We start from the raw sequence: 18,691 nt of genomic DNA, 5'->3' as shown, positions 1-18,691 counted from the left end.
TTTGCTCCTAGTGTCAGGACCCTAGCGAACAGCACGGTTCATGCCACCGTCTGACAGGATACTCTGACCGTTGATATAGCGCGCGCCATCACTGGCCAGGAACACGCAGGCCTGGCCGATCTCCTCAAATGTTGCCGGCCGCTGCGCAGGGATTTCCCGGCGTGCCCGTTCAGACAGGTTCACGTTCTCGCAAAACCCTGGCAGCAGATTGTTCATGCGGATGTTATAGCGGGCATAGCGATCCCCGTAGAGCTTTGAAAAGCTGTGCAATGCCCCGCGCAGCATGCTCATCGGATAGGGGGCACGGGGTTCAATGGTGTTCATGGACGAGATGTTCACGAAGGCGCCGCCCCCCTGTTCGATCAGGATGGGTGTCACGATGCGGGCGATCTTGACGACATTCAGCACATACATGTCCAGGCTTTCGTGCCATAATTCGTCGCTAAGCTCCAAAAGCGGCCCGTCAAAATCTGCGTCAAAGCCCACTGTCTTGATGGCCTCAGGCACCGTGCCGCCATGCCCCATATTGCTGACAATCGCGTCAATGCGCCCATATTTGCTCATTGTGGCGTCAATCATTGCTTGCAGATCATCAGCCTCAAGCACCGAGCCGCGGCGGCCGATGCCCCCCAGCTCTTTTGCCAGTTCGATCGAACGCTCCGACGGAGACATCAGAGACACCTTGTAGCCTGCTTTGGCCATTTCGACGGCACAGCCCCGGCCAATTCCCTGGCCGGTTCCCGTCATTAAGGCGACTTTCAACCCGGACATGGCCGTCTCCTTCCATGTGGCAATCTGGTGTGAGGTTTTTTGATCATTCCTCAATGTAACCCGCTGCAACCAAAGAAACCTATCGAGTTTAACGCAGCTTGATGTTAGTTTTTCTCACATGGCCAAGACCCTGAGACACCTGCGCGCCCTGCAAGCCTTTGATGAGACGGCGACGCATTCCAGCCTGAGCAAGGCCGCAGATGCCCTGAACGTCACCCATGGGGCAATCAGCCGCCAGATCAAATTGCTGGAACAGCATCTTGGGGTCAGCCTGTTTCACCGCCGTCCCAATGGCGTCGAACTGACGAATGCTGGCGAGCGTTTGCACCAATCAACCCGCGGGGCGTTCTCGGCGCTGCTGCTGGGGGTCCGGGACGTCAAGCGGATGACCCCCCGCCAGTCGATCACAGTGTCCCTTTCGACCTCGCTGGCGCTCAAATGGCTGGTGCCGTTGCTGGCGTCGTTTCAGCAGAAGCATCCTGGAATCGCCCTGCTGCTGGATACCAATGATGCCTTTGCCGACTTCGATGCAGCGGAGGTTGATGTGGCCCTTCGATTCGGGGAACCCGGCTGGGATAGGCTGCACCACGAGCTGATCCAGCGGGAGGAACTGATTGCTGTTGCCTCGCCATCTATAGTGGATACTGCTGATCTGCCGATGCGCGCAGAGCAGATTGCGCGTCTTCCACTGCTGCATGATGCCTTCAACGCCGGGTGGGAGAGCTGGGCCGAACAGGCCGGGATTCGCAGCGGTCAGATCATCGCACAGAATATCAAATACGTGGATAGCGCTGTTTTGCTGGAGGCCGCAATTGATGGGCAGGGCGTGGCGCTGGCAAGGCATCTGCTGGCTGCGCGGGATCTGGAGAATGGCCGGCTGGTCCGCCTTGATGACACCAGTGTCGCGCTGGACCGGGGACTTTATTTTGTCTGCCGCGCCGGCGATCAGGAACGCGCTGCAGTCAGGCATTTCAAAAACTGGCTCATGGCTCTCTGAGGTCGTGGCGCCGCCGGCATTCGCCACTGCGGCCACACACGCAGCCGCATTGCAGGGCAGCGATACCCCAGGAGTTGGGCGATGCGGCCTGTTACAGGCGGCGGCCGGAGCATGGCACCATGGATGTACCGGACGTCCGGCGGCAGAGGCGCCGGAGGCCGGAAATAGCAGCCGGACCAGCAATCTGACGAAAAGGTCAGTTCTGCTTAATATCCGGCAATTTGGGAAGTGGCGGACCGAGGAGGATTCGAACCCCCGACCCCTTGATTCGTAGTCAAGTACTCTATCCAGCTGAGCTATCGGTCCACTGCGGCGGGGTTTAATCTTAGCACTGCGCGGGTGCAACCCCAAAAACAAAAATAGTTCCACCCGCCTGTCATATTCCAGTCCGTTATATTCCCGCCTGCCGCATTCCCGCCTGCAGGCCGCGGGCGTCCGTCACAGGGTGCCGTCGCCTTTTGGCAGGCAGATCTCGAACACCGTGCCTTCGGCGCTGGTTTCCTTCAGCGACACTGAGCCGCCATGGCCGCGGGCCAGCTCGCCGGCAATCGCCAACCCCAGCCCGGTGCCGCCCTTGCGCGCCCCGCCCTGGAACGGTGTGAACAGATTGTCCTGTGCCTTTTTCGGCAGGCCGGGGCCGGTGTCGGCCACGGTGATCCACCAGGCCGCGTCTTCTTCCTGGGCGCTGATGGTAATGCGGCCCGGCTGGCCGGTGCCTGCAATCGCTTGCCGGGCATTGCGCACCAGGTTCATCACGATGCGGAACAGCTGTTCCGGATCGGCGCGCAGCATCATCGGCTTGGGCACGGCGTTGACGATCTCCACCAGGGCGCTGTCCGCGGCCAGCAGCTCGCTCTCGGCTATATCCGCCGCGATTTCATGCAGGCAGACCACCGCAAAGGTGGGCGACGGCTCCTCTGCCCGCCCAAAGGCCAGCGTGCCTTCGCACAGGGACACCGCACGGGTGATCGAATTCACCAGCTTGGGCGCCAGGCGCCGCACCAGAGGGTCTTCGCTCATCTCGATACGGTCAGTGAACAGCTGCGCCGAGGTCAGGATGTTGCGCAGATCGTGGCTCACCTTGGCCACGGCGCCGCCCAGCTGCGCCAGCCGCTCGCGCTGCTTCAGCGCATGGGTGAGCTCGGTCTGCAGCTGCATCAGCGCCTCTTCCGCCTCGCGCAGCTCCACCACGCCGGAACTGGGGTGGATGATACCGCGCGCATCCTCCGGCGCTGCCGCATAGCGCTGCATATAGCCGACCACACCCTTGATCGGCTTCACCAGCACAATCCGCACCGCCACAAACAGCAGCAAGGCAGTGAACACAGAGATCACCGCCGACAGAATCAGGATTCGCACCCCGTAGTCTATCATCGCCGCCCGCAAGGGCGCAGTTTCCATCGTGACCTCGATCAGCAGACCGGCATCGCGCACCGGTGCGCCGATCACCCGGATAATCTCGTTTTCCGGCCGCGACAGCCGCATCACCGCATCCTTGATCAGCGTCATGGCACCTGCCATGCGTAGATCATAGGTTGCTCCGATCTGCTGCGGAATGGGCGAGGCCAGCATCAGCTGGCGGATCTCGTCGCGGCGCAGCACCACGTTGTAGACGCCCGCGTTCTCCAGAAGCTCCGCTTCCAGCTCTGTCTCCAGCATGTCGTCGGCCAAAAGCGCCAAGGAGGCGATCTGCGCCCGCTGCAGCCGGTCAGACAGGTAATCCTCGCGGAACCGCGCAATCGACGGCACGAAGATCAAAACCTCGGCCAGCATCACGAAGACCGTGGTCAGGATCAGGAATTTGCCCGAAAGCGTGTTGAGCATTCCGCCGCCTTTGCCTCAAGAAATCCAGCGCTGAACAAAGCGCACTGCGCGTTTCACAAAGCTACTCTCAAACAATCGCGGGGAAAAATAGGCCCCCGCCGCCCGTTTGTTAACTTCGCTGATACTGGGGTAAGGCGCAACCATCGCCGCCACCTGGCTCATTTTCAGGTTGTTGGCGATGGCCATCGACCACAAACCGATCAGCTCGCCTGCCTGATGGCCCGCGATGGTAACGCCGACCGGACGGCCCTTGAACACCATCACCTTGATGAACCCCTTGGTCTTGCGCTCGGCAATGGCGCGGTCGTTGTGGTGGTAATCGAACCGCGCCACCTCCAGCTTGACGCCATAGATATCGCGCGCCTGTGCCTCGGTCAGCCCCACCTGCGCCAGTTCCGGGTCGGTATAGGTGGCCCAGGGGATATGGCTGGTCTTGGCCTTAGACGGCAGGCCGAACAGGGCGGAGCGGATGATGATGCCCGCGTGATAGCCCGCCACATGGGTGAACTGCAGCCCGCCCGCGACATCGCCGATGGCGTATACTTTCCTGTTAGTGGTCAGCAGGCTCTCATCCACCTTGATGCCATTGCCCTGGGTCTCAATCCCGGCGGCCGCCAGGTTCAAGCGCTCCATATTGGCCTTGCGCCCCACCGCCATCAGCAGGTGGCTGCCCTTAAAGGTACTGCCGTCCTTGGTCTCGACCTCGATGTCCCCAGCCTGGCCGCCGACGCGGGACACCATGGCGCCCTCGACGATCTCCACGCCCTCGGCCCGCAGATTGTCCAGCACAACGGCCGCCGCCTCAGGATCATCCTTGCCCAGCGCCTTGAGGCCCTCGATCACGGTGACCTTGCTGCCCAAGCGCACATGCGCCTGCGCCATCTCCATGCCGATCGGCCCGCCGCCGATGATCAGCAGATGCTCCGGCTTCTCGCGCAGCTCAAACAGGGTTTCGTTGGTTTCATAAGGTACGGTGTCCAGCCCCGGGACCGGCGGCACCAGCGGCGAGGAGCCGGTGGCAATCACAACCCGCCGCGCCGTGATGCGGTGCGGGCCGGCCTCGACCTCCGTAGGGGACACAAAATGCCCGAACTCGCGGATCACCCGCACGCCAAAACCTTCAAACCGCTCCTGGCTGTCCACCGGTGCAATGGTATCAATCACTGCCTGCACATGGTCCTTGGCCGCGGCATAGTCCGCCTGCGGCAGCTGATCCGCCACGCCAAAGGCTTGTGCCTGCGCCTGCACATGCGCCGCCTTGCCGCTGGCCAGCAGCGCCTTGGAGGGCACACAGCCGTAGTTCAGGCAGTCGCCGCCCATCTTGTGGCCCTCCAGCAGAACCACATCAGCGCCCATCTGGCTGGCCCCGGCTGCCACCGACAGCCCTCCGGACCCGGCGCCGATAACCAGGAGATCACATTCAATGCTGCTCATGTTCAGACGTCCTCGTTCTTCTTGCCGCGGATGGATTTCACGATAATCGGCATCGCCGCCAGCACGCACAGGCCCAGGATCGGCCCGATCACATGCGGCTCCCACAACAGGCTCAGGTCCGGGCTTTCGCCGCGGTCAAAGACTTCGCCCAGACCAACCCCGATCCAGGTAAAGACGATAGCGCCCGGAATGATGCCCACCGCGGTGGTCCACAGGAAGTTGCGGAACTTTACCCCAACCAGCGCAGGCAGCAGGTTGGCAACAAAGAACGGCACCGCCGGCACCAGCCGCAGCAGCAGCAGCACCTCGATCTCATTCTGCCGCAGCGCCTGTTTCAGCATCTGCACCCGGCCCTCGGCCAATTCCATCTTGGCAGTCAGCGTCGCCCCCAGCCCCCAGCGCGCGGCCAGAAAAATCCCTGCCGCCCCAATGGTCGCCGAAATCACGTTGAAGGCGGTCCCGGTGAACAGCCCGAACAGAAACCCGCCGGTGACCGAGGCCACCGCCGCACCCGGCAGCGAGAACACCACAATCACGATATAAATGCCGATGAACAGCGCCGCGAGCCCCGCGTAGTTCTGGTCACGGAACGCCATCAGCGCCTCGCGGTTGTCGCGCAGCGTGTCAAAGGTCAGGTAGTCCTTCAGCGTCACCGCCCCGATCAGCGCCACCGCCACCACGGCAATCAGCGGCAGATGGCGGGCCAGCCCCGGCTTGGCCGCCGGATCTGTACTGGGCTGGGAATCGGTTTTCGGGGTCTCGCTCATATCGGTCATATGTCCGTCTCTATAGGTGCCTTTTGTTGCTACGTGTTAAATGGCCCGCATGCGAGGGCACGGCAGCCCTGCTCACGCCCGCTTGATCACCTGCCCCCGGATTCGTGAGCTTTGTGGCAGAATCACTGCCCGGATGTTACATCCCCCCTGCCCGGAGGCCGTGCCGGTGCGGTTTTTGGCAGAAATGTTGCATATCTCCCCGAAAACCCGCCCCGCAGGGTTTGACTTAGCCGCCATTCCCTCCTAAAGACCGGGCTTCGAGATAGACCCCGGGCGGGCAATTCCGCGCACCCGAAGACAAAATGTGGAGACCGGAGCGATGAAACGCACCTATCAGCCTTCGAACCTGGTTCGCAAACGCCGCCACGGCTTCCGTGCGCGCATGGCCACCAAGGCAGGCCGCAAGATCCTGAACGCACGCCGCGCACGCGGTCGCAAAGAACTGAGCGCATAAGCTCAGTTCCCGTTCTGACGGACATGACACCGCCGGAGGCCCCCAAGGACGGCAACGCTGCCCGAGGGGACATGCCTCCGGCGGTGTCCGTTTGCGCATCACCCGCGCAAAAGATCGAGGTCATGGCCAAGCGCCGTGATTTCCTCGCCTGCGCCCGCCCGCCTGCCCGCAAGCAGGGCACAAAGGGCATGATGGTGCAGGGCCGGAACCGCCGCGACGACGGCGGCATCCGCATGGGCTTTACCTGCTCCAAGAAAGTCGGCAACGCGGTGGCCCGCAACCGCGCCAAGCGCCGCCTGCGCGAGGCCGCACGGATGATTCTGCCCATCCACGGCCGCCCCGGCTGGGACTACGTGCTGATCGGCCGCGCCGTGGAAACGGACCAACGCCCGTTCGAAGAGCTGAAGCGCGACTTGATCTACGCGCTGAAAAAGATCCACAGCCAGTAGCCGGCTGGCTCTTTGGCCGCATTGCCACCTGGCCGCCCTGCCCCTATCTATCCGCCATGACCCCGCTGGCTCATATCTTTGCCCTGCCCGTGCGCGCCTACCGGCTGCTGTTCAGCCCCTGGGTCGGCTTCAACTGCCGCTACCAGCCCACCTGCTCGGCTTATGCTTTGGAAGCGCTGGAGAAGCACGGCGCCATCAAAGGCGCCTGGCTCACCATCCGCCGCCTCGGGCGCTGCCACCCCTTGGGCGGTGACGGCTATGACCCGGTGCCGGACAGGAAAGATTAAACTCACTTCTTCCGGTTCAGCCCGCGCACGATGGTGTCGACGATCATCCACATCAGGATGATGAACGGCAGGAAGGCCATCATCGGATCGCCCGCCGCCTTGCCCGCCTTGGCTGCCTTCAGCAGCGTGCCCACGCCCTTGGGCGGCTGGCTGATATGGCTCTCCAGCTCACGTGACGCCTTGACCAGGATGCCGTAATCCTTGTCCGGCTTCTTCTGCATCAGCTTCAACGCGCCGGCGAGCCGCCCCAGCACGTTGTTCAGCTCATTCACCACGCTGTCGAGCCAGGTCACGCCGTCCTGCACATCCAAGGGCAGATCACCAAAGAACGGCGCGTTCTGCAGCTTGGTGACCTGCGCCTGCTTCTTCATGAAAGCGGTGATCTTCTGCGCCGCGGCCTTGCCCTTGGCGGGCGTCATTGCGCCCTTCTCGAACTGCTTGACCACGCCGCGCAGCTCTTTCTCCAGCCCTTTCAGGCCGGTCTCCGCCTCACCCACGGCCTTGCGGACGATCCGCGCCTCCTTGCTTTCCTCGCTCATCAAATACCCTCACTGATCAAATCGCCTTACCTTGCAAGCTTAGCCCCCGCCCCACAGTGCCGCACAGCTTTTTTCCTTGGCAAAACGCGCAGCCTCGGCTAGGGCGCGGCCATGCTTGATGATGATCTGGACGAAATCCATCCGCTGTTTGCCGGCGCCCCCGCGACCACTGAGTTCAAGAAGCTCAGGAAACGCATCGTGCGTTACGCGCGCGAGGCGATCGAACAATACGGCATGGTCGAGCGCCGCGAAGACGGCAGCACGCCGAAATGGCTGGTCTGCCTGTCAGGCGGCAAGGACAGCTATACCCTGCTGGCAGTGCTCTATGAGCTGAAGTGGCGCGGCCTGCTGCCGGTGGATCTGCTGGCCTGCAACCTCGATCAGGGCCAGCCCGGATTTCCGGCCACCGTGCTGCCGGAGTTCCTGGAAAAGATGGGCGTGCCGCACCGGATCGAATACCAGGACACCTACAGCATTGTGGTCGACAAAGTGCCGCAGGGGCGTACATATTGTGCGCTTTGCTCACGCCTGCGCCGCGGCAACCTCTACCGCATCGCGCGCGAGGAAGGCTGTTCGGCGGTGGTGCTGGGCCATCACCGCGACGACATCCTGGAAACCTTCTTCATGAACCTCTTCCACGGCGGCCGCCTGGCCACCATGCCGCCCAAGCTGGTCAATGAGGAAGGCGACCTCTTTGTGTTCCGCCCCCTCGCCCATGTGGCAGAAGCCGACTGCGAGAAATTCGCCCGTTCCATGAACTATCCAATCATTCCCTGCGATCTTTGCGGCAGCCAGGACGGGCTGCAGCGCCAGCAGGTGAAACAGATCCTGGACCAGTGGGAATCAAATTCGCCCGGCCGCCGCCAGGTGATGTTCCGGGCGCTGATGAATGCGCGGCCTTCGCATCTTCTGGACCCGAAACTGTTCGATTTCGCGGGTTTGGAACTGAAGAATACCGATATTGAGCCCGAAATCCCCGGAATTCCCAGGCTGCGTTAACCCCCGGGTTAGAACAGCGCCTTAGTCTCAGGCCCGAACGACTGGCTGCAGACAAAGGGTCTGAGAATGACAAATACGGGTTCAGGTCTCCTGGCACGGCTCCGGCAATCGCTTGCCCCGGCACTTTTCGGGCCCCCGGTGCTTGCCTTTCTGCCTGCCTTGACCCTGGCAACCTATTGGCTTGGCGGTGAAACGGCTCTGCTCTCGGTGGCGCTCGGCCTGCCGGTGCTGCTGGCTGCGGCCGGCGGTTTCAGCAAGCTGGGCGGCGGCGGGCTGCCGCGCGACAGCGTGACCGGCATGATGCTGCGCGACGGGTTCGAAAAAGAAGCCGCCCGCGTCTATAGCGATTGCATCGACACCGACCTGCGCTCTGCCGTCTTTATCCTGGAGCTGGACGACTACAAGGAAATGGCCGACCGCCACGGGCAGGAGGCCGGCGACCGGATCATGCAGCATTGCGGTGCACAGATCGCCTCTGCCCTGCGCCAAAGCGATACGCTCGCCCGGATCGGCGACAGCCGGTTTGCCGTCTGCCTGGCACCGACCCTGCAGCTGGATCTTGAATTGTGCATTCAGCTGGCCGGCCGCATGCAGGCCGCGGCCGAAGAACCGGTGCCGCTCGACGGCACCACCATCTATATGACGACGTCGATCGGCTTCTGCCAGCGCAACCGGGCACCGGGCAGCAGCTGCTCTGAATGGACCGGTGCCGCGCTCTCTGCCCTGGCAGAGGCGCAAAGCAACGGCCCCGGCGGCATCCGTGCCTATTCGGCAGACATGTCCGGCCGCGGCAATGCACGCTCCAACCTGCGCGAGGAAGCAGCGGCAGCGCTGGAAACCGGCCAGATCCAGGCCTGGTTCCAGCCGCAGATCTGCACCGACACCGGCCGCGTCTCCGGGTTCGAGGCGCTGGCGCGCTGGTCGCATCCCGTTCAGGGTCTGATCCCCCCCTCCACCTTCCTGCCCGCGCTGGAAGAGGCCGGGCTGATGGACCGGCTGAGCCAGGTCATGCTTTATAACGCCCTGGTCGCGGTCAAAGCCTGGGATGCCGCGGGCGTGGATGTGCCCCAGGTCGGCGTCAACTTTGCCACCCAGGAGCTGCGCAACCCCGGGCTGGCCGGGCGCATCAAATGGGAGCTGGAACGCTTTGACCTTCCGCCGGAGCGCCTCTGCGTGGAGATTCTGGAAACCGTGATGACCGATCAGCCCGACGATGTGGTGACCCGCAACATCCTCGCCCTCAGCGAGCTGGGCTGCCAGATCGACCTGGATGATTTCGGCACCGGCCATGCTTCCATTGCTGCCGTGCGCCGCTTCAACATCGCCCGCATCAAGATCGACCGCTCCTTTGTGATGAAGGCGGATCAGGACCCGGAGCAGCAGAAGCTCATTTCTGCCATCCTGACCATGGCCGAGCGGCTGGAGCTGGAAACCCTGGCCGAGGGCGTGGAAACCGCGGGCGAACACGCGCTGCTGGCGCAATTGGGCTGCGGCCATGTGCAGGGCTTCGGCATCGGCCGCCCGATGCCCTTTGACCAGACGCTGGACTGGATCACCGCCCATGAGGCCAAGCTGCAGGATGCGCCGGTGATTGGCCGCCAGACCCCCTGATCACTCAATTCCCTTGAATTTCTGCCGCGCCGGGACGCTCTGCCGCCCCGGCGCGGCCTGATTCTGCTTGACCTTTGCGGTCCACCTCTGTTGAACCCCTCCTGTCCTTCCCTACACGAGGTGGCAGTCCCCAATGGACGATCAGAACAAAAATCTTATTCTCGCAACCGTACTCAGCTTTCTGGTGATCCTCGGGTGGTATACTTTCTTCCCGCCGCCGGAACCGGAACAGGCGCCGGAGACCGCGGTCACTGAAACCGCCCCGGGCGGCAACACCGCCGCCGCGCCCAGCGCCGCCGGCGCCGATGCGGTGGCAGACACCGCAGCCGAACAGGCCGCCGCCCCGGATGCGCCGCGCGTCGCCATCGACACGCCCCGCGTCACCGGCAGCATCTCGCTGCAAGGCGGCCGGATCGACGATCTGTCGCTGAAGGACTACCGCGAGACGCTGGACGAAGATTCCCCGATCGTCAAACTGCTGAAACCGGTGGGCGAAGCCGGCGCCTATTACGCGCTCTACGGCTGGGCCCCGGGTGCAGGCCTGGCGCTGGAGGACGTGCCCGGCGCCAACACCCTGTGGTCGCTGCACGAAGGCGGGACCCTGACCCCGGACACCCCCGTCACCCTGTCCTGGGACAACGGCAAGGGCCTGACCTTCTTCCGCACGGTTTCGATCGACGAGGACTATATGTTCCGGATCGTCCAAAGCGTGATGAACGAAAGCGCGGGCACCGTGTCGCTGGCGCCCTATGGCACCCTGGCCCGTCACGGCCAGCCCGAGGGGCTGAAGAACTTCTTCATCCTGCACGAGGGCCTGGTCGGCATGACCGACGGCGAACTGGCCGAGACTGACTATGACGACATGGCCGACTTTGAGCCCGATCCGCGCGACGGTTCCAAGTCCAGCATCAAGCAGGTCGAGGCAAACGGCTGGATCGGCTTCACCGACCACTACTGGATGTCGACCCTGGTGCCCGAACCCGGCCAGGGCTTCCGCTCCATCGCCAAATTCGACGAACGCCGCGAGATCTACCAGACCGACATCGTTCTGCCGACCGTGACCCTGGCCAATGGCGAGGGCAGCGACGCTACCACCATGCTGTTTGCCGGCGCCAAGGAATGGGACGCCATCCGCGGCTACGAGAAGGCAGGCATCGAGGGCTTCCTGGACGTGATCGACTGGGGCTGGTTCTTCTTCCTGACCAAGCCGATGTTCTGGCTCTTGCACAACCTCAACGTTCTGATTGGCAACATGGGCTGGGCGATCATCGGCCTCACCGTGGTGATCAAGATCCTGGTGTTCCCGCTGGCCTATAAATCCTACGCCTCCATGGCGAAGATGAAAGAGCTTCAGCCGGAGATGGAGAAGCTCAAGGAACGCGCCGGCGACGACCGCCAGAAGATGCAAAAGGAGATGATGGAGCTGTATAAAAAGGAGAAGGTGAACCCCGCCGCGGGCTGTCTGCCGATCCTGATCCAGATCCCGATCTTCTTCTCGCTCTACAAGGTGATCTTCGTCACCCTGGAGCTGCGCCACGCACCGTTCTTCGGCCCCTTCCAGGACCTCAGCGCGCCGGATCCGACGTCGATCATGAACCTGTTCGGCCTGCTGCCCTTTGCGGCGCCCGCGCCCGAGAGCATCCTGGCGCTGGTCTTCATCGGCATCCTGCCGATCCTACTGGGTATTTCCATGTGGCTGCAGCAAAAGCTGAACCCGGCACCCACCGACCCGACCCAGCAAATGATCTTTGCCTGGATGCCTTGGGTGTTCATGTTCATGCTTGGCGGCTTTGCCTCCGGCCTGGTGGTCTACTGGATCGCCAACAACACGATCACCTTCACTCAGCAGTATCTGATCATGCGCAGCCACGGCTACACGCCGGACGTGTTCGGCAACATCAAGTCGAGCTTCAAGAAAAAGCCCAAGGCTGACAGCTGATGACGCACCAAGTTACAGATATCTGGCGCCACCCGCTCAAATCACACGGGCGTGAGGCGCTGGAAAATGTAACCCTGACCGCCGGGCAGACCATGCCCGGCGATCGCGTTTGGGCGGTCGCGCATGAGGCCTCCCGGGCGGATGGCTCCGCATGGGCGCCCTGCCAGAATTTCACCCGCGGCTCCAAGGCGCCCGCGCTGATGGCGATCAACGCTCGGCTGGACGATGCCAGCGGCCGGCTGACGCTGAGCCACCCGGCGCAGCCCGATCTGACGTTTGATCCGGAAAACCCTGACGACTTGCAGCGGTTCCTCGATTGGGAAAAGCCGCTGACACCTGCAGACCGCGCCGCCTCTGCCCGGATCATCCGGGTGCCTGGCCGCGGCATGACCGACACCGATTTCCCCTCGGTATCGCTGGCCAACTGGTCCTCGCACCGGGCGGTGGAACAGGCTATCGGCCATGATCTGTCGCCCCTGCGCTGGCGCAGCAATATCTGGTTTGATCTGGGTGATCCTTGGGCCGAACACGAGTGGCTCGGCCGCGAGGTGCAGATCGGCGAAGCCGTTTTTGCGGTGCGCGAGCGGGTGGTGCGCTGCCTGGCGACCACTGCCAACCCCGAAACCGGCGCACGCGACGCCGATACGCTCAAGACCCTGAAAGAGAATTGGGGCCACCAGGATTTCTCGGTCTATGCCGAGGTGGTGCGCGGCGGTGATATCCGCCTGGGCGACGCGGTAAAGGTGCTGTGATGCAGATGCAATTTTCCCTGGCCGAAGCGCCGGACGATATTTCCGCCGAGAAGGGCCGCAAGCTGTTTGCAGGCGAGACCGAATTCCTGAAAGGCGTGGTGGCGATGAACGGCCTGCCGGATGCCGACCGGGTGGAGGTCTGCTTTGCCGGCCGTTCCAACGTTGGCAAGTCGAGCCTGATCAACGCGCTGACCGGCACCAAGGGCATCGCGCGCGCCTCCAACACACCGGGCCGCACACAGGAGATCAACTTCTTCACCCAGGGGCCTGAGCTGTATCTGGTCGACCTGCCCGGCTATGGCTATGCCAACGCGCCGCTCAAGGTGGTGGAGCAATGGCAGAAACTGCTGAAACGCTATCTGTCGGGCCGCCAGAACCTGCGCCGCGCCTTTGTGCTGATCGACAGCCGCCATGGCGTGAAGGCGGTGGATGACGAGATCATGAAACTGCTGGACAGCTCTGCCGTTACCTTCCAATGCGTCATGACCAAGGCCGACAAGGTCAAGGAAAAGGACCGAGCCAAGGTGCTGGAACAGGTGAAGGGCGCGCTGGCGAAACACCCCGCCGCCTATCCGGAGATCGTGCTGACCTCGTCTGAAAAGGGCGATGGCATCGCCACCCTGCGCTCCATCATCGCCGGGCTGTAACAAACGTGCTCAGGCGCCTGCCCTCCCTGCTGGTTGTGATTGCCCTGGCCGTGGCCGGGCTGATCCCCTCCGGCTGGATGCCGGCCTCGGCGCAGGACGGCAAGGTGCTTCTGGTGATCTGTACCGGCCACGGGCCGGTGGAAACCTGGGTCGATCTGGGCAGCGGCGAACCCCATGCGCCAGCGGAGCAGATGGAGGACCGCAGCTGTCCATTTGCGGCCCTTGGCGCGGTGGCGCTGCTGCCGGACACTCTGATGGAACTCGACCTGAACGAACCTCTCAGCGACCGCTGGTCGCGCGAAGCCTTCACCCATTACACCGCCGGTTTCCACTGGCGCTATGACGCCCGCGGCCCGCCCGCGCTCTCCTGACTTTCTGAACAAAACTGACCTTTCCGCCGGCGCCCCTGCGCGACCGGCCCTGTTCCGATATGGAGAGACCCAATGGCAACCAGCCAACCGCAAACCGCGGGCCAGTCCCGCCCGCTTACTGAGAAATTCTACTTCGCCGTCTGGCGCTGGCACTTCTACGCCGGCCTGTTTGTGATCCCCTTCCTGATCATGCTGGCCGTCACCGGCCTGATGATGATGTTCATCACCCAATTCGACGGCCGCGACGGCGAGAAGATCACCGTCACCCAAGGCGCCGCCGAACTGAGCATCCCCGCGCAGGAGGCCGCCGTTCTAGCCGCCCAGCCCGGCACCATCGCCGAGTGGATCGGCCCCAAGGCCCCCGATCTGACCGCCGTGTTCCGGGTGAAAACGGATGACGGACAGCGCCTCGTCGCACTGGATCAATACACCGGCGAGGTGCTTGAGGTCTGGGACCGCCGCGCAGGCTGGTACGATTTTGCCGACAACATCCACTCCACCCTATTGATCGGCGACACCGGCGACCGGCTGATCGAGATCGCCGCCGGTTTGGGCATCATACTGGTGCTGACCGGCCTCTACCTGTGGTGGCCGCGCGGCAATGCCGCCAGCGCCTTCATCCCCAATTTCCGCGCCAAGGGCCGTGCGTTGTGGAAGAACCTGCACGCGGTCACCGGCTTCTGGATGTCGACGCTCTTGGTCATCTTCCTGATCTCCGGTCTGTCTTGGACCGGCATTTGGGGTGGCCAGATGATGCAGGCCTGGAGCACTTTCCCAGCGGCAAAATGGGACAACGTGCCCCTGTCTGATGACATCCACGCCAGCATGAACCACGGGTCCACTAACGACGTGCCTTGGGCGCTGGAGCAGACGCCGATGCCCGCTTCCGGCTCTGACGCCGGGATCACCGGCACGGCCGAGGGCGCGCCCGTGGACGCCGCCAGCCTGATCGCCCTGGGCCGGAGCCTGGGGATGGAGGGCCGCTTCCGCCTCGCCTATCCCGGCGGCGAAACAGGCGTCTGGACCCTCAACCGCGACAGCATGAGCGGCGACGGCGACAGCCCCTTCATCGACCGCACCGTGCATGTGGACCAGTACAGCGGCAAGATCCTGGCGGATGTGAAATACGACGACTACTCGCTCGCGGGTAAGGCGATGGCGGTCAGCATCCCCTTCCACATGGGGCTTATGGGCACCTGGAGCTTCGTGCTGAATGTGGTGTTCTGCCTGGCGGTGATCTTTGTCTGCGTCTCCGGACTGGTGATGTGGGTCAAGCGCCGCCCCGCCGGTGCCGCCCGCCTGGCCGCGCCGCCGGAGCCGGCAGAGATGCCGTTCTGGAAAGGCGCTGCGCTGATCGCCGTGCTGGTGTCGCTGGCCTTCCCGCTGACCGGCCTGGCGCTTTTGGCCGTGCTGGCCTTTGACGTGCTGCTGCTGGGCAACCTGCCAGTGCTGAAACGCGCGGTGAGCTAGCCGCGCATAGGCGCAACCTTTGAGAAGGGTAACGCCTGTCCGCCGGGTGGGCGTCCCAAGCCATGGTGTGGCAGTTTACCCCGCAAACCACATCCCCGGCGGCGTATGCCCGACCCGTCCCAAAACGCCCGCCCGAGGGGGCGGACGGGCGTTGCCCGGCGCGCTACGCGCTTGTTCCGGGCTCTAGACGTGCTGCGCGCCGTTCACCTCGATCTCGGCGCCGGAGATATAGGAGCTGCCCTCCGAACAAAGGAAATAGATGGCTGAGGCCACCTCCTCCGGCTGGCCCAGCCGCTGCATCGGCAGCTTAGCGACGATCTTTTCGGTGCCAGGCGACAGGATTGAGGTTTCCACCTCCCCCGGCGCAATCGCATTGACCCGCACGCCCAATGGCCCGAAGTCATGCGCCATTTCCCGCGTCAGCGCCGCCAGCGCCGCCTTCGACGTGGCATAGGCGGCCCCCGCAAAAGGATGCACCCGGCTGCCCGCAATCGACGTCACGTTGACGACGGATCCCTTGGCCGCCGCCAGCTCATCCTTCAGGCCGCGGGCCAGCACCACAGAGGCAAAGAAATTCACGTGAAACACCTTGCCCCAATCCATCAGGTCGGTGTTGAGCGTGCTGAGCCGCTCCCCCTCCGGCCCCTTGGGGGATATGCCCGCGTTGTTGACCAGCGCGTCCAGCTGCCCGTCCAGCAGCTCCTGGATCCGGCCCACCGCGTTGATGGTGTCCGACGGGTCCGACAGGTCCAGCTGCACATGGTTCTCCTGGCCGCCGCCCCAGGGGCATTCCTGCGGGAACGGCTGGCGCGAGCAGGTGATCACCCGCCAGCCTTCGGCATTGAACCGGCGCACGGTGGCGTGGCCGATGCCGCGGCTGGCGCCTGTCAGCAGTAGTGTCTTCTGGCGCATGGCGCCCTCCTGATGAGAGAATCTGGCCTGAGCCTAGCATCCGCGCCGCCATCCGCAACGGGGTGCGCCAATCGCAACCCTTGGCAGCGGCGGCGGAACCCCGTAACACATCCTTGCCAAGGGATGATGCAGCAATGAAGAAACAAGATATGAACCGCGATTGGATTGCCACCGCCGAAACCCTCTCCAGCGCGCTGCCGTATTTCCAGCGCTTTGCCGGGGCGATTGTCGTCATCAAGCTGGGCGGCCACGCCATGGGCAGCGACGAGGCGATGGAGACCTTTGCCCGCGACATCGTGCTGATGCGCCAGGTCGGCGTGAACCCGGTCATCGTGCATGGCGGCGGGCCGATGATCAACGCGATGCTGGAAAAGCTCCAGATCAAGTCGGAATTCGTGAACGGCAAGCGCGTCACCGATGCTGCCACTATGGAAGTGGTGGAAATGGTGCTGTCCGGCGTCGTCAACAAGCGAATCGTGCAGGCGATCAACAGCCAGGGCGGCCGCGCTGTCGGCCTGTCGGGCAAGGACGCGAATTTAATCACCTGCGACCAGGCCGATCCGGATCTGGGCTTTGTCGGCGCGCCAGCGGAAATGGACCCCAAGGTGCTGCACGGGCTGTTTGAGAAAAACATGATCCCGGTGATCGCGCCCATTGGCGGCGGCCGGGACGGTGAGACCTACAATATCAACGGCGACACTGCGGCCGGCGCCATCGCCAAGGCGCTGCAGGCAGACCGCCTGCTGCTGCTGACGGATGTGGCCGGCGTCAAAAACGGCGACGGTGATGTGGTGACAGAGCTGAAAGCGGCGGATGTCGAGGAAATGACCGCCAGCGGCGTGATCGCGGGCGGCATGATCCCCAAGACCGAAACCGCGCTGGATGCGGTCCGCAACGGCGTGCGCGCCTGCACCATCGTTGACGGGCGGGTCCAGAATGCAGTGCTGCTGGAACTGTACACCGATCACGGCGCAGGCTCGATGATCCGCGCCTGAGGCGCCGGTTTTCAGGAAACAGGGGGCACCGCCCCTCCAGACTCCGGATGGATTGCAGAATACGGCGGCCGTGGCCGCGGGTCTGATCCGGGCGGCGGGAAGACGCCGGCAGGACAGGACCGGACGTTTTTGCGCTCCGGCAGCTGGCCTCGCGCTGCTAGGCTCCCCCCAAAGCGAGCAGAGCGGAGGCGCAAAATGACCCTGACCGGCCAGCCTGACACCGGCGCGCAGGACGCGCTGTTCTATGCCGGAAGCGCACAGGCCGCGGCTGCGGCCGGGCTGGCCATCCATGGCGCGCTGCACCCTGCCCGCCAGCCGGTCCAGGCGCTGACCGGCGGCACGCTGCTCCTCTTGGGCACCGAAGGCGCCTTCTGGCCGCTGTTCCAGGCCAGCCCGGAATACCGCGACGGCCACCCGGACCCCGTTGACCGCTGGTCGCAACGGGTGGTCTCCGCCCTGGCAGAGCGGCTGGGGGCCACGGCCTATTTCCCCTTTGGCGGGCCGCCCTATACGCCCTTCATCAACTGGGCGCTGGCCTCGGGGCGGTTTTTCACATCGCCGTCACAGATGATGGTGCATGATCGCACCGGGATGCTGATTTCCTTGCGGGGGGCCCTTCATTTCGACCAGGAATTTGACATTCCCCCTCCGCCTTTGGCAGACTCTCCCTGTCAAAGCTGCCCTGCCCGCCCCTGCCTCAGCGCCTGCCCCGTTTCGGCCCTGGCAGAGGGAAGCCCCTACGATCTGGCGGCCTGCCACGACTATCTGGACACCCGCGCAGGCGCCGGCTGCATGACCGGCGGCTGTCTTGCACGCCGGGCCTGCCCGCTCAGCCGCGATGCCGGCCGGGATCCCGGACAAACCGCACACCACATGAGGCATTTTCACCCCCAATGACCTGCACTTTGATCCTGACCCGCCACGCCAAATCCGCCTGGGACGCCAATGTGCCCAGCGACCACGCCCGCCCGCTGAACAAGCGCGGCCGCCGCTCTGCCCCCGCAATTGCCGCCTGGCTGCGCGGCAACGGCTACCTGCCGGATCAGGTGATTTCCTCGTCATCGCAGCGCACCCGCGAGACCTGCGAACTGATGGAGCTGGGGGTGCCCGCGCGCTTCACCGAACGGCTGTATCACGCCAATTCCGAGATCATGTTCAAGGTGCTGAGCGAGGCAGAACAGCCGCGGGTCATGCTGATCGGCCATAACCCGGGCATTGCCGCTTTTGCCCATTCCATCGTCTCCCGCCCGCCTGATCATGTGCGCTTCGACGACTACCCGACCGGCGCAACACTGGTGGCGGAGTTCGATATCAGCAGCTGGCGGGATCTGGCCTGGAGCAGCGGCAGAACCGTGGATTTCGCCGTCCCGCGCGAGCTTTTGGGCGAATAACCGGACCGCAGATGCGGCAATAGCGCGCATCCCGCGCGGGAGGGGCATAGCAGCTGCGCGCTGATGGGCCTAG

Annotated in this window: 20 protein-coding genes and 1 tRNA gene; 14 read left to right on the top strand and 7 right to left on the bottom strand. The window is 63.8% G+C overall.

What is annotated here, in order from left to right; genetic code table 11:
• Window positions 1–21: 21 nt before the first annotated feature.
• The gene (locus ACXAEK_RS07625; RefSeq protein WP_475040919.1) at window positions 22–771 is read right to left on the bottom strand and encodes an SDR family oxidoreductase; all 750 of its coding nucleotides are present in this window, start codon (window positions 769–771) and stop codon (window positions 22–24) included.
• 118 nt (window positions 772–889) lie between these two features.
• On the opposite strand from ACXAEK_RS07625, the gene ACXAEK_RS07620 reads away from it, so the two are divergent.
• Complete coding sequence (locus tag ACXAEK_RS07620; RefSeq protein ID WP_475040917.1) at window positions 890–1,768, top strand: LysR substrate-binding domain-containing protein; 879 nt, start codon at window positions 890–892, stop codon at window positions 1,766–1,768.
• Between the two features lie 229 nt (window positions 1,769–1,997).
• On the opposite strand, the gene ACXAEK_RS07615 is transcribed toward ACXAEK_RS07620, so the two are convergent.
• The 4 genes from ACXAEK_RS07615 to ACXAEK_RS07600 form a co-directional block, all read right to left on the bottom strand.
• Window positions 1,998–2,074 (bottom strand) — tRNA-Arg (locus ACXAEK_RS07615).
• A gap of 132 nt (window positions 2,075–2,206) precedes the next feature.
• Window positions 2,207–3,592, bottom strand: a complete 1,386-nt coding sequence (locus ACXAEK_RS07610; RefSeq protein WP_475040916.1) for a sensor histidine kinase — start codon at window positions 3,590–3,592, stop codon at window positions 2,207–2,209.
• A 15-nt stretch (window positions 3,593–3,607) separates the two neighbouring features.
• Entirely contained in the window at window positions 3,608–5,026 is a 1,419-nt protein-coding gene (locus tag ACXAEK_RS07605) for a dihydrolipoyl dehydrogenase family protein (protein WP_475040915.1), read from the bottom strand.
• Between the two features lie 2 nt (window positions 5,027–5,028).
• The gene (locus ACXAEK_RS07600) at window positions 5,029–5,793 is read right to left on the bottom strand and encodes a TVP38/TMEM64 family protein (protein ID WP_475045217.1); all 765 of its coding nucleotides are present in this window, start codon (window positions 5,791–5,793) and stop codon (window positions 5,029–5,031) included.
• A gap of 328 nt (window positions 5,794–6,121) precedes the next feature.
• Here ACXAEK_RS07600 and rpmH point away from each other — a divergent pair, with 328 nt between their 5' ends.
• From rpmH to yidD, 3 genes are read left to right on the top strand one after another with little or no spacing between them, the layout of a single operon-like run.
• Window positions 6,122–6,256: a 50S ribosomal protein L34 gene (gene rpmH, locus ACXAEK_RS07595; RefSeq protein WP_008554144.1), complete on the top strand. Its 135-nt coding sequence runs from the start codon at window positions 6,122–6,124 to the stop codon at window positions 6,254–6,256.
• Between the two features lie 23 nt (window positions 6,257–6,279).
• Window positions 6,280–6,705 (top strand): ribonuclease P protein component, encoded by a 426-nt coding sequence (gene rnpA, locus ACXAEK_RS07590; protein WP_475040914.1) that lies wholly within the window; start codon window positions 6,280–6,282, stop codon window positions 6,703–6,705.
• Window positions 6,706–6,761: 56 nt separating this feature from the next.
• Complete coding sequence (yidD, locus tag ACXAEK_RS07585) at window positions 6,762–6,992, top strand: membrane protein insertion efficiency factor YidD (RefSeq protein ID WP_475040912.1); 231 nt, start codon at window positions 6,762–6,764, stop codon at window positions 6,990–6,992.
• A 2-nt stretch (window positions 6,993–6,994) separates the two neighbouring features.
• On the opposite strand, the gene ACXAEK_RS07580 is transcribed toward yidD, so the two are convergent.
• Window positions 6,995–7,531, bottom strand: coding sequence for a hypothetical protein (locus ACXAEK_RS07580; RefSeq protein ID WP_475040911.1), 537 nt, complete (start codon window positions 7,529–7,531; stop codon window positions 6,995–6,997).
• A gap of 111 nt (window positions 7,532–7,642) precedes the next feature.
• Here ACXAEK_RS07580 and ttcA point away from each other — a divergent pair, with 111 nt between their 5' ends.
• From ttcA to ACXAEK_RS07545, 7 genes are all read left to right on the top strand, one after another.
• A complete protein-coding gene (gene ttcA, locus ACXAEK_RS07575) occupies window positions 7,643–8,530 on the top strand; it encodes a tRNA 2-thiocytidine(32) synthetase TtcA (RefSeq protein ID WP_475040909.1) in 888 nt (295 codons plus the stop codon).
• A 66-nt stretch (window positions 8,531–8,596) separates the two neighbouring features.
• Complete coding sequence (locus ACXAEK_RS07570; RefSeq protein ID WP_475040907.1) at window positions 8,597–10,141, top strand: putative bifunctional diguanylate cyclase/phosphodiesterase; 1,545 nt, start codon at window positions 8,597–8,599, stop codon at window positions 10,139–10,141.
• 133 nt (window positions 10,142–10,274) lie between these two features.
• Window positions 10,275–12,080, top strand: coding sequence for a membrane protein insertase YidC (yidC, locus tag ACXAEK_RS07565; RefSeq protein WP_475040905.1), 1,806 nt, complete (start codon window positions 10,275–10,277; stop codon window positions 12,078–12,080).
• The gene (locus ACXAEK_RS07560) at window positions 12,080–12,832 is read left to right on the top strand and encodes an MOSC domain-containing protein (RefSeq protein WP_475040904.1); all 753 of its coding nucleotides are present in this window, start codon (window positions 12,080–12,082) and stop codon (window positions 12,830–12,832) included. Before yidC ends, ACXAEK_RS07560 begins: the two co-directional genes overlap by 1 nt.
• Entirely contained in the window at window positions 12,832–13,479 is a 648-nt protein-coding gene (gene yihA / locus ACXAEK_RS07555; RefSeq protein WP_019298036.1) for a ribosome biogenesis GTP-binding protein YihA/YsxC, read from the top strand. Before ACXAEK_RS07560 ends, yihA begins: the two co-directional genes overlap by 1 nt.
• A 5-nt stretch (window positions 13,480–13,484) precedes the next feature.
• A complete protein-coding gene (locus ACXAEK_RS07550; RefSeq protein ID WP_475040902.1) occupies window positions 13,485–13,850 on the top strand; it encodes a DUF2946 family protein in 366 nt (121 codons plus the stop codon).
• A 72-nt stretch (window positions 13,851–13,922) separates the two neighbouring features.
• Complete coding sequence (locus ACXAEK_RS07545) at window positions 13,923–15,320, top strand: PepSY-associated TM helix domain-containing protein (protein WP_475040900.1); 1,398 nt, start codon at window positions 13,923–13,925, stop codon at window positions 15,318–15,320.
• Window positions 15,321–15,503: 183 nt separating this feature from the next.
• On the opposite strand, the gene ACXAEK_RS07540 is transcribed toward ACXAEK_RS07545, so the two are convergent.
• Window positions 15,504–16,232: an SDR family NAD(P)-dependent oxidoreductase gene (locus ACXAEK_RS07540; protein ID WP_475040898.1), complete on the bottom strand. Its 729-nt coding sequence runs from the start codon at window positions 16,230–16,232 to the stop codon at window positions 15,504–15,506.
• Between the two features lie 134 nt (window positions 16,233–16,366).
• On the opposite strand from ACXAEK_RS07540, the gene argB reads away from it, so the two are divergent.
• From argB to ACXAEK_RS07525, 3 genes are all read left to right on the top strand, one after another.
• Entirely contained in the window at window positions 16,367–17,227 is an 861-nt protein-coding gene (gene argB / locus ACXAEK_RS07535; protein WP_475040896.1) for an acetylglutamate kinase, read from the top strand.
• A 195-nt stretch (window positions 17,228–17,422) separates the two neighbouring features.
• On the top strand, window positions 17,423–18,124 hold the full coding sequence (locus ACXAEK_RS07530; protein WP_475040895.1) for a ferredoxin: 702 nt from the start codon (window positions 17,423–17,425) through the stop codon (window positions 18,122–18,124).
• A complete protein-coding gene (locus ACXAEK_RS07525) occupies window positions 18,121–18,618 on the top strand; it encodes a SixA phosphatase family protein (RefSeq protein WP_475040893.1) in 498 nt (165 codons plus the stop codon). Before ACXAEK_RS07530 ends, ACXAEK_RS07525 begins: the two co-directional genes overlap by 4 nt.
• Window positions 18,619–18,691: the final 73 nt, after the last annotated feature.

The organism is Leisingera sp. ABM4_101, from assembly GCF_056158725.1.
Note: the sequence above shows the minus strand (reverse complement) of the source record. Positions and strands in the feature narration are given on the sequence as shown.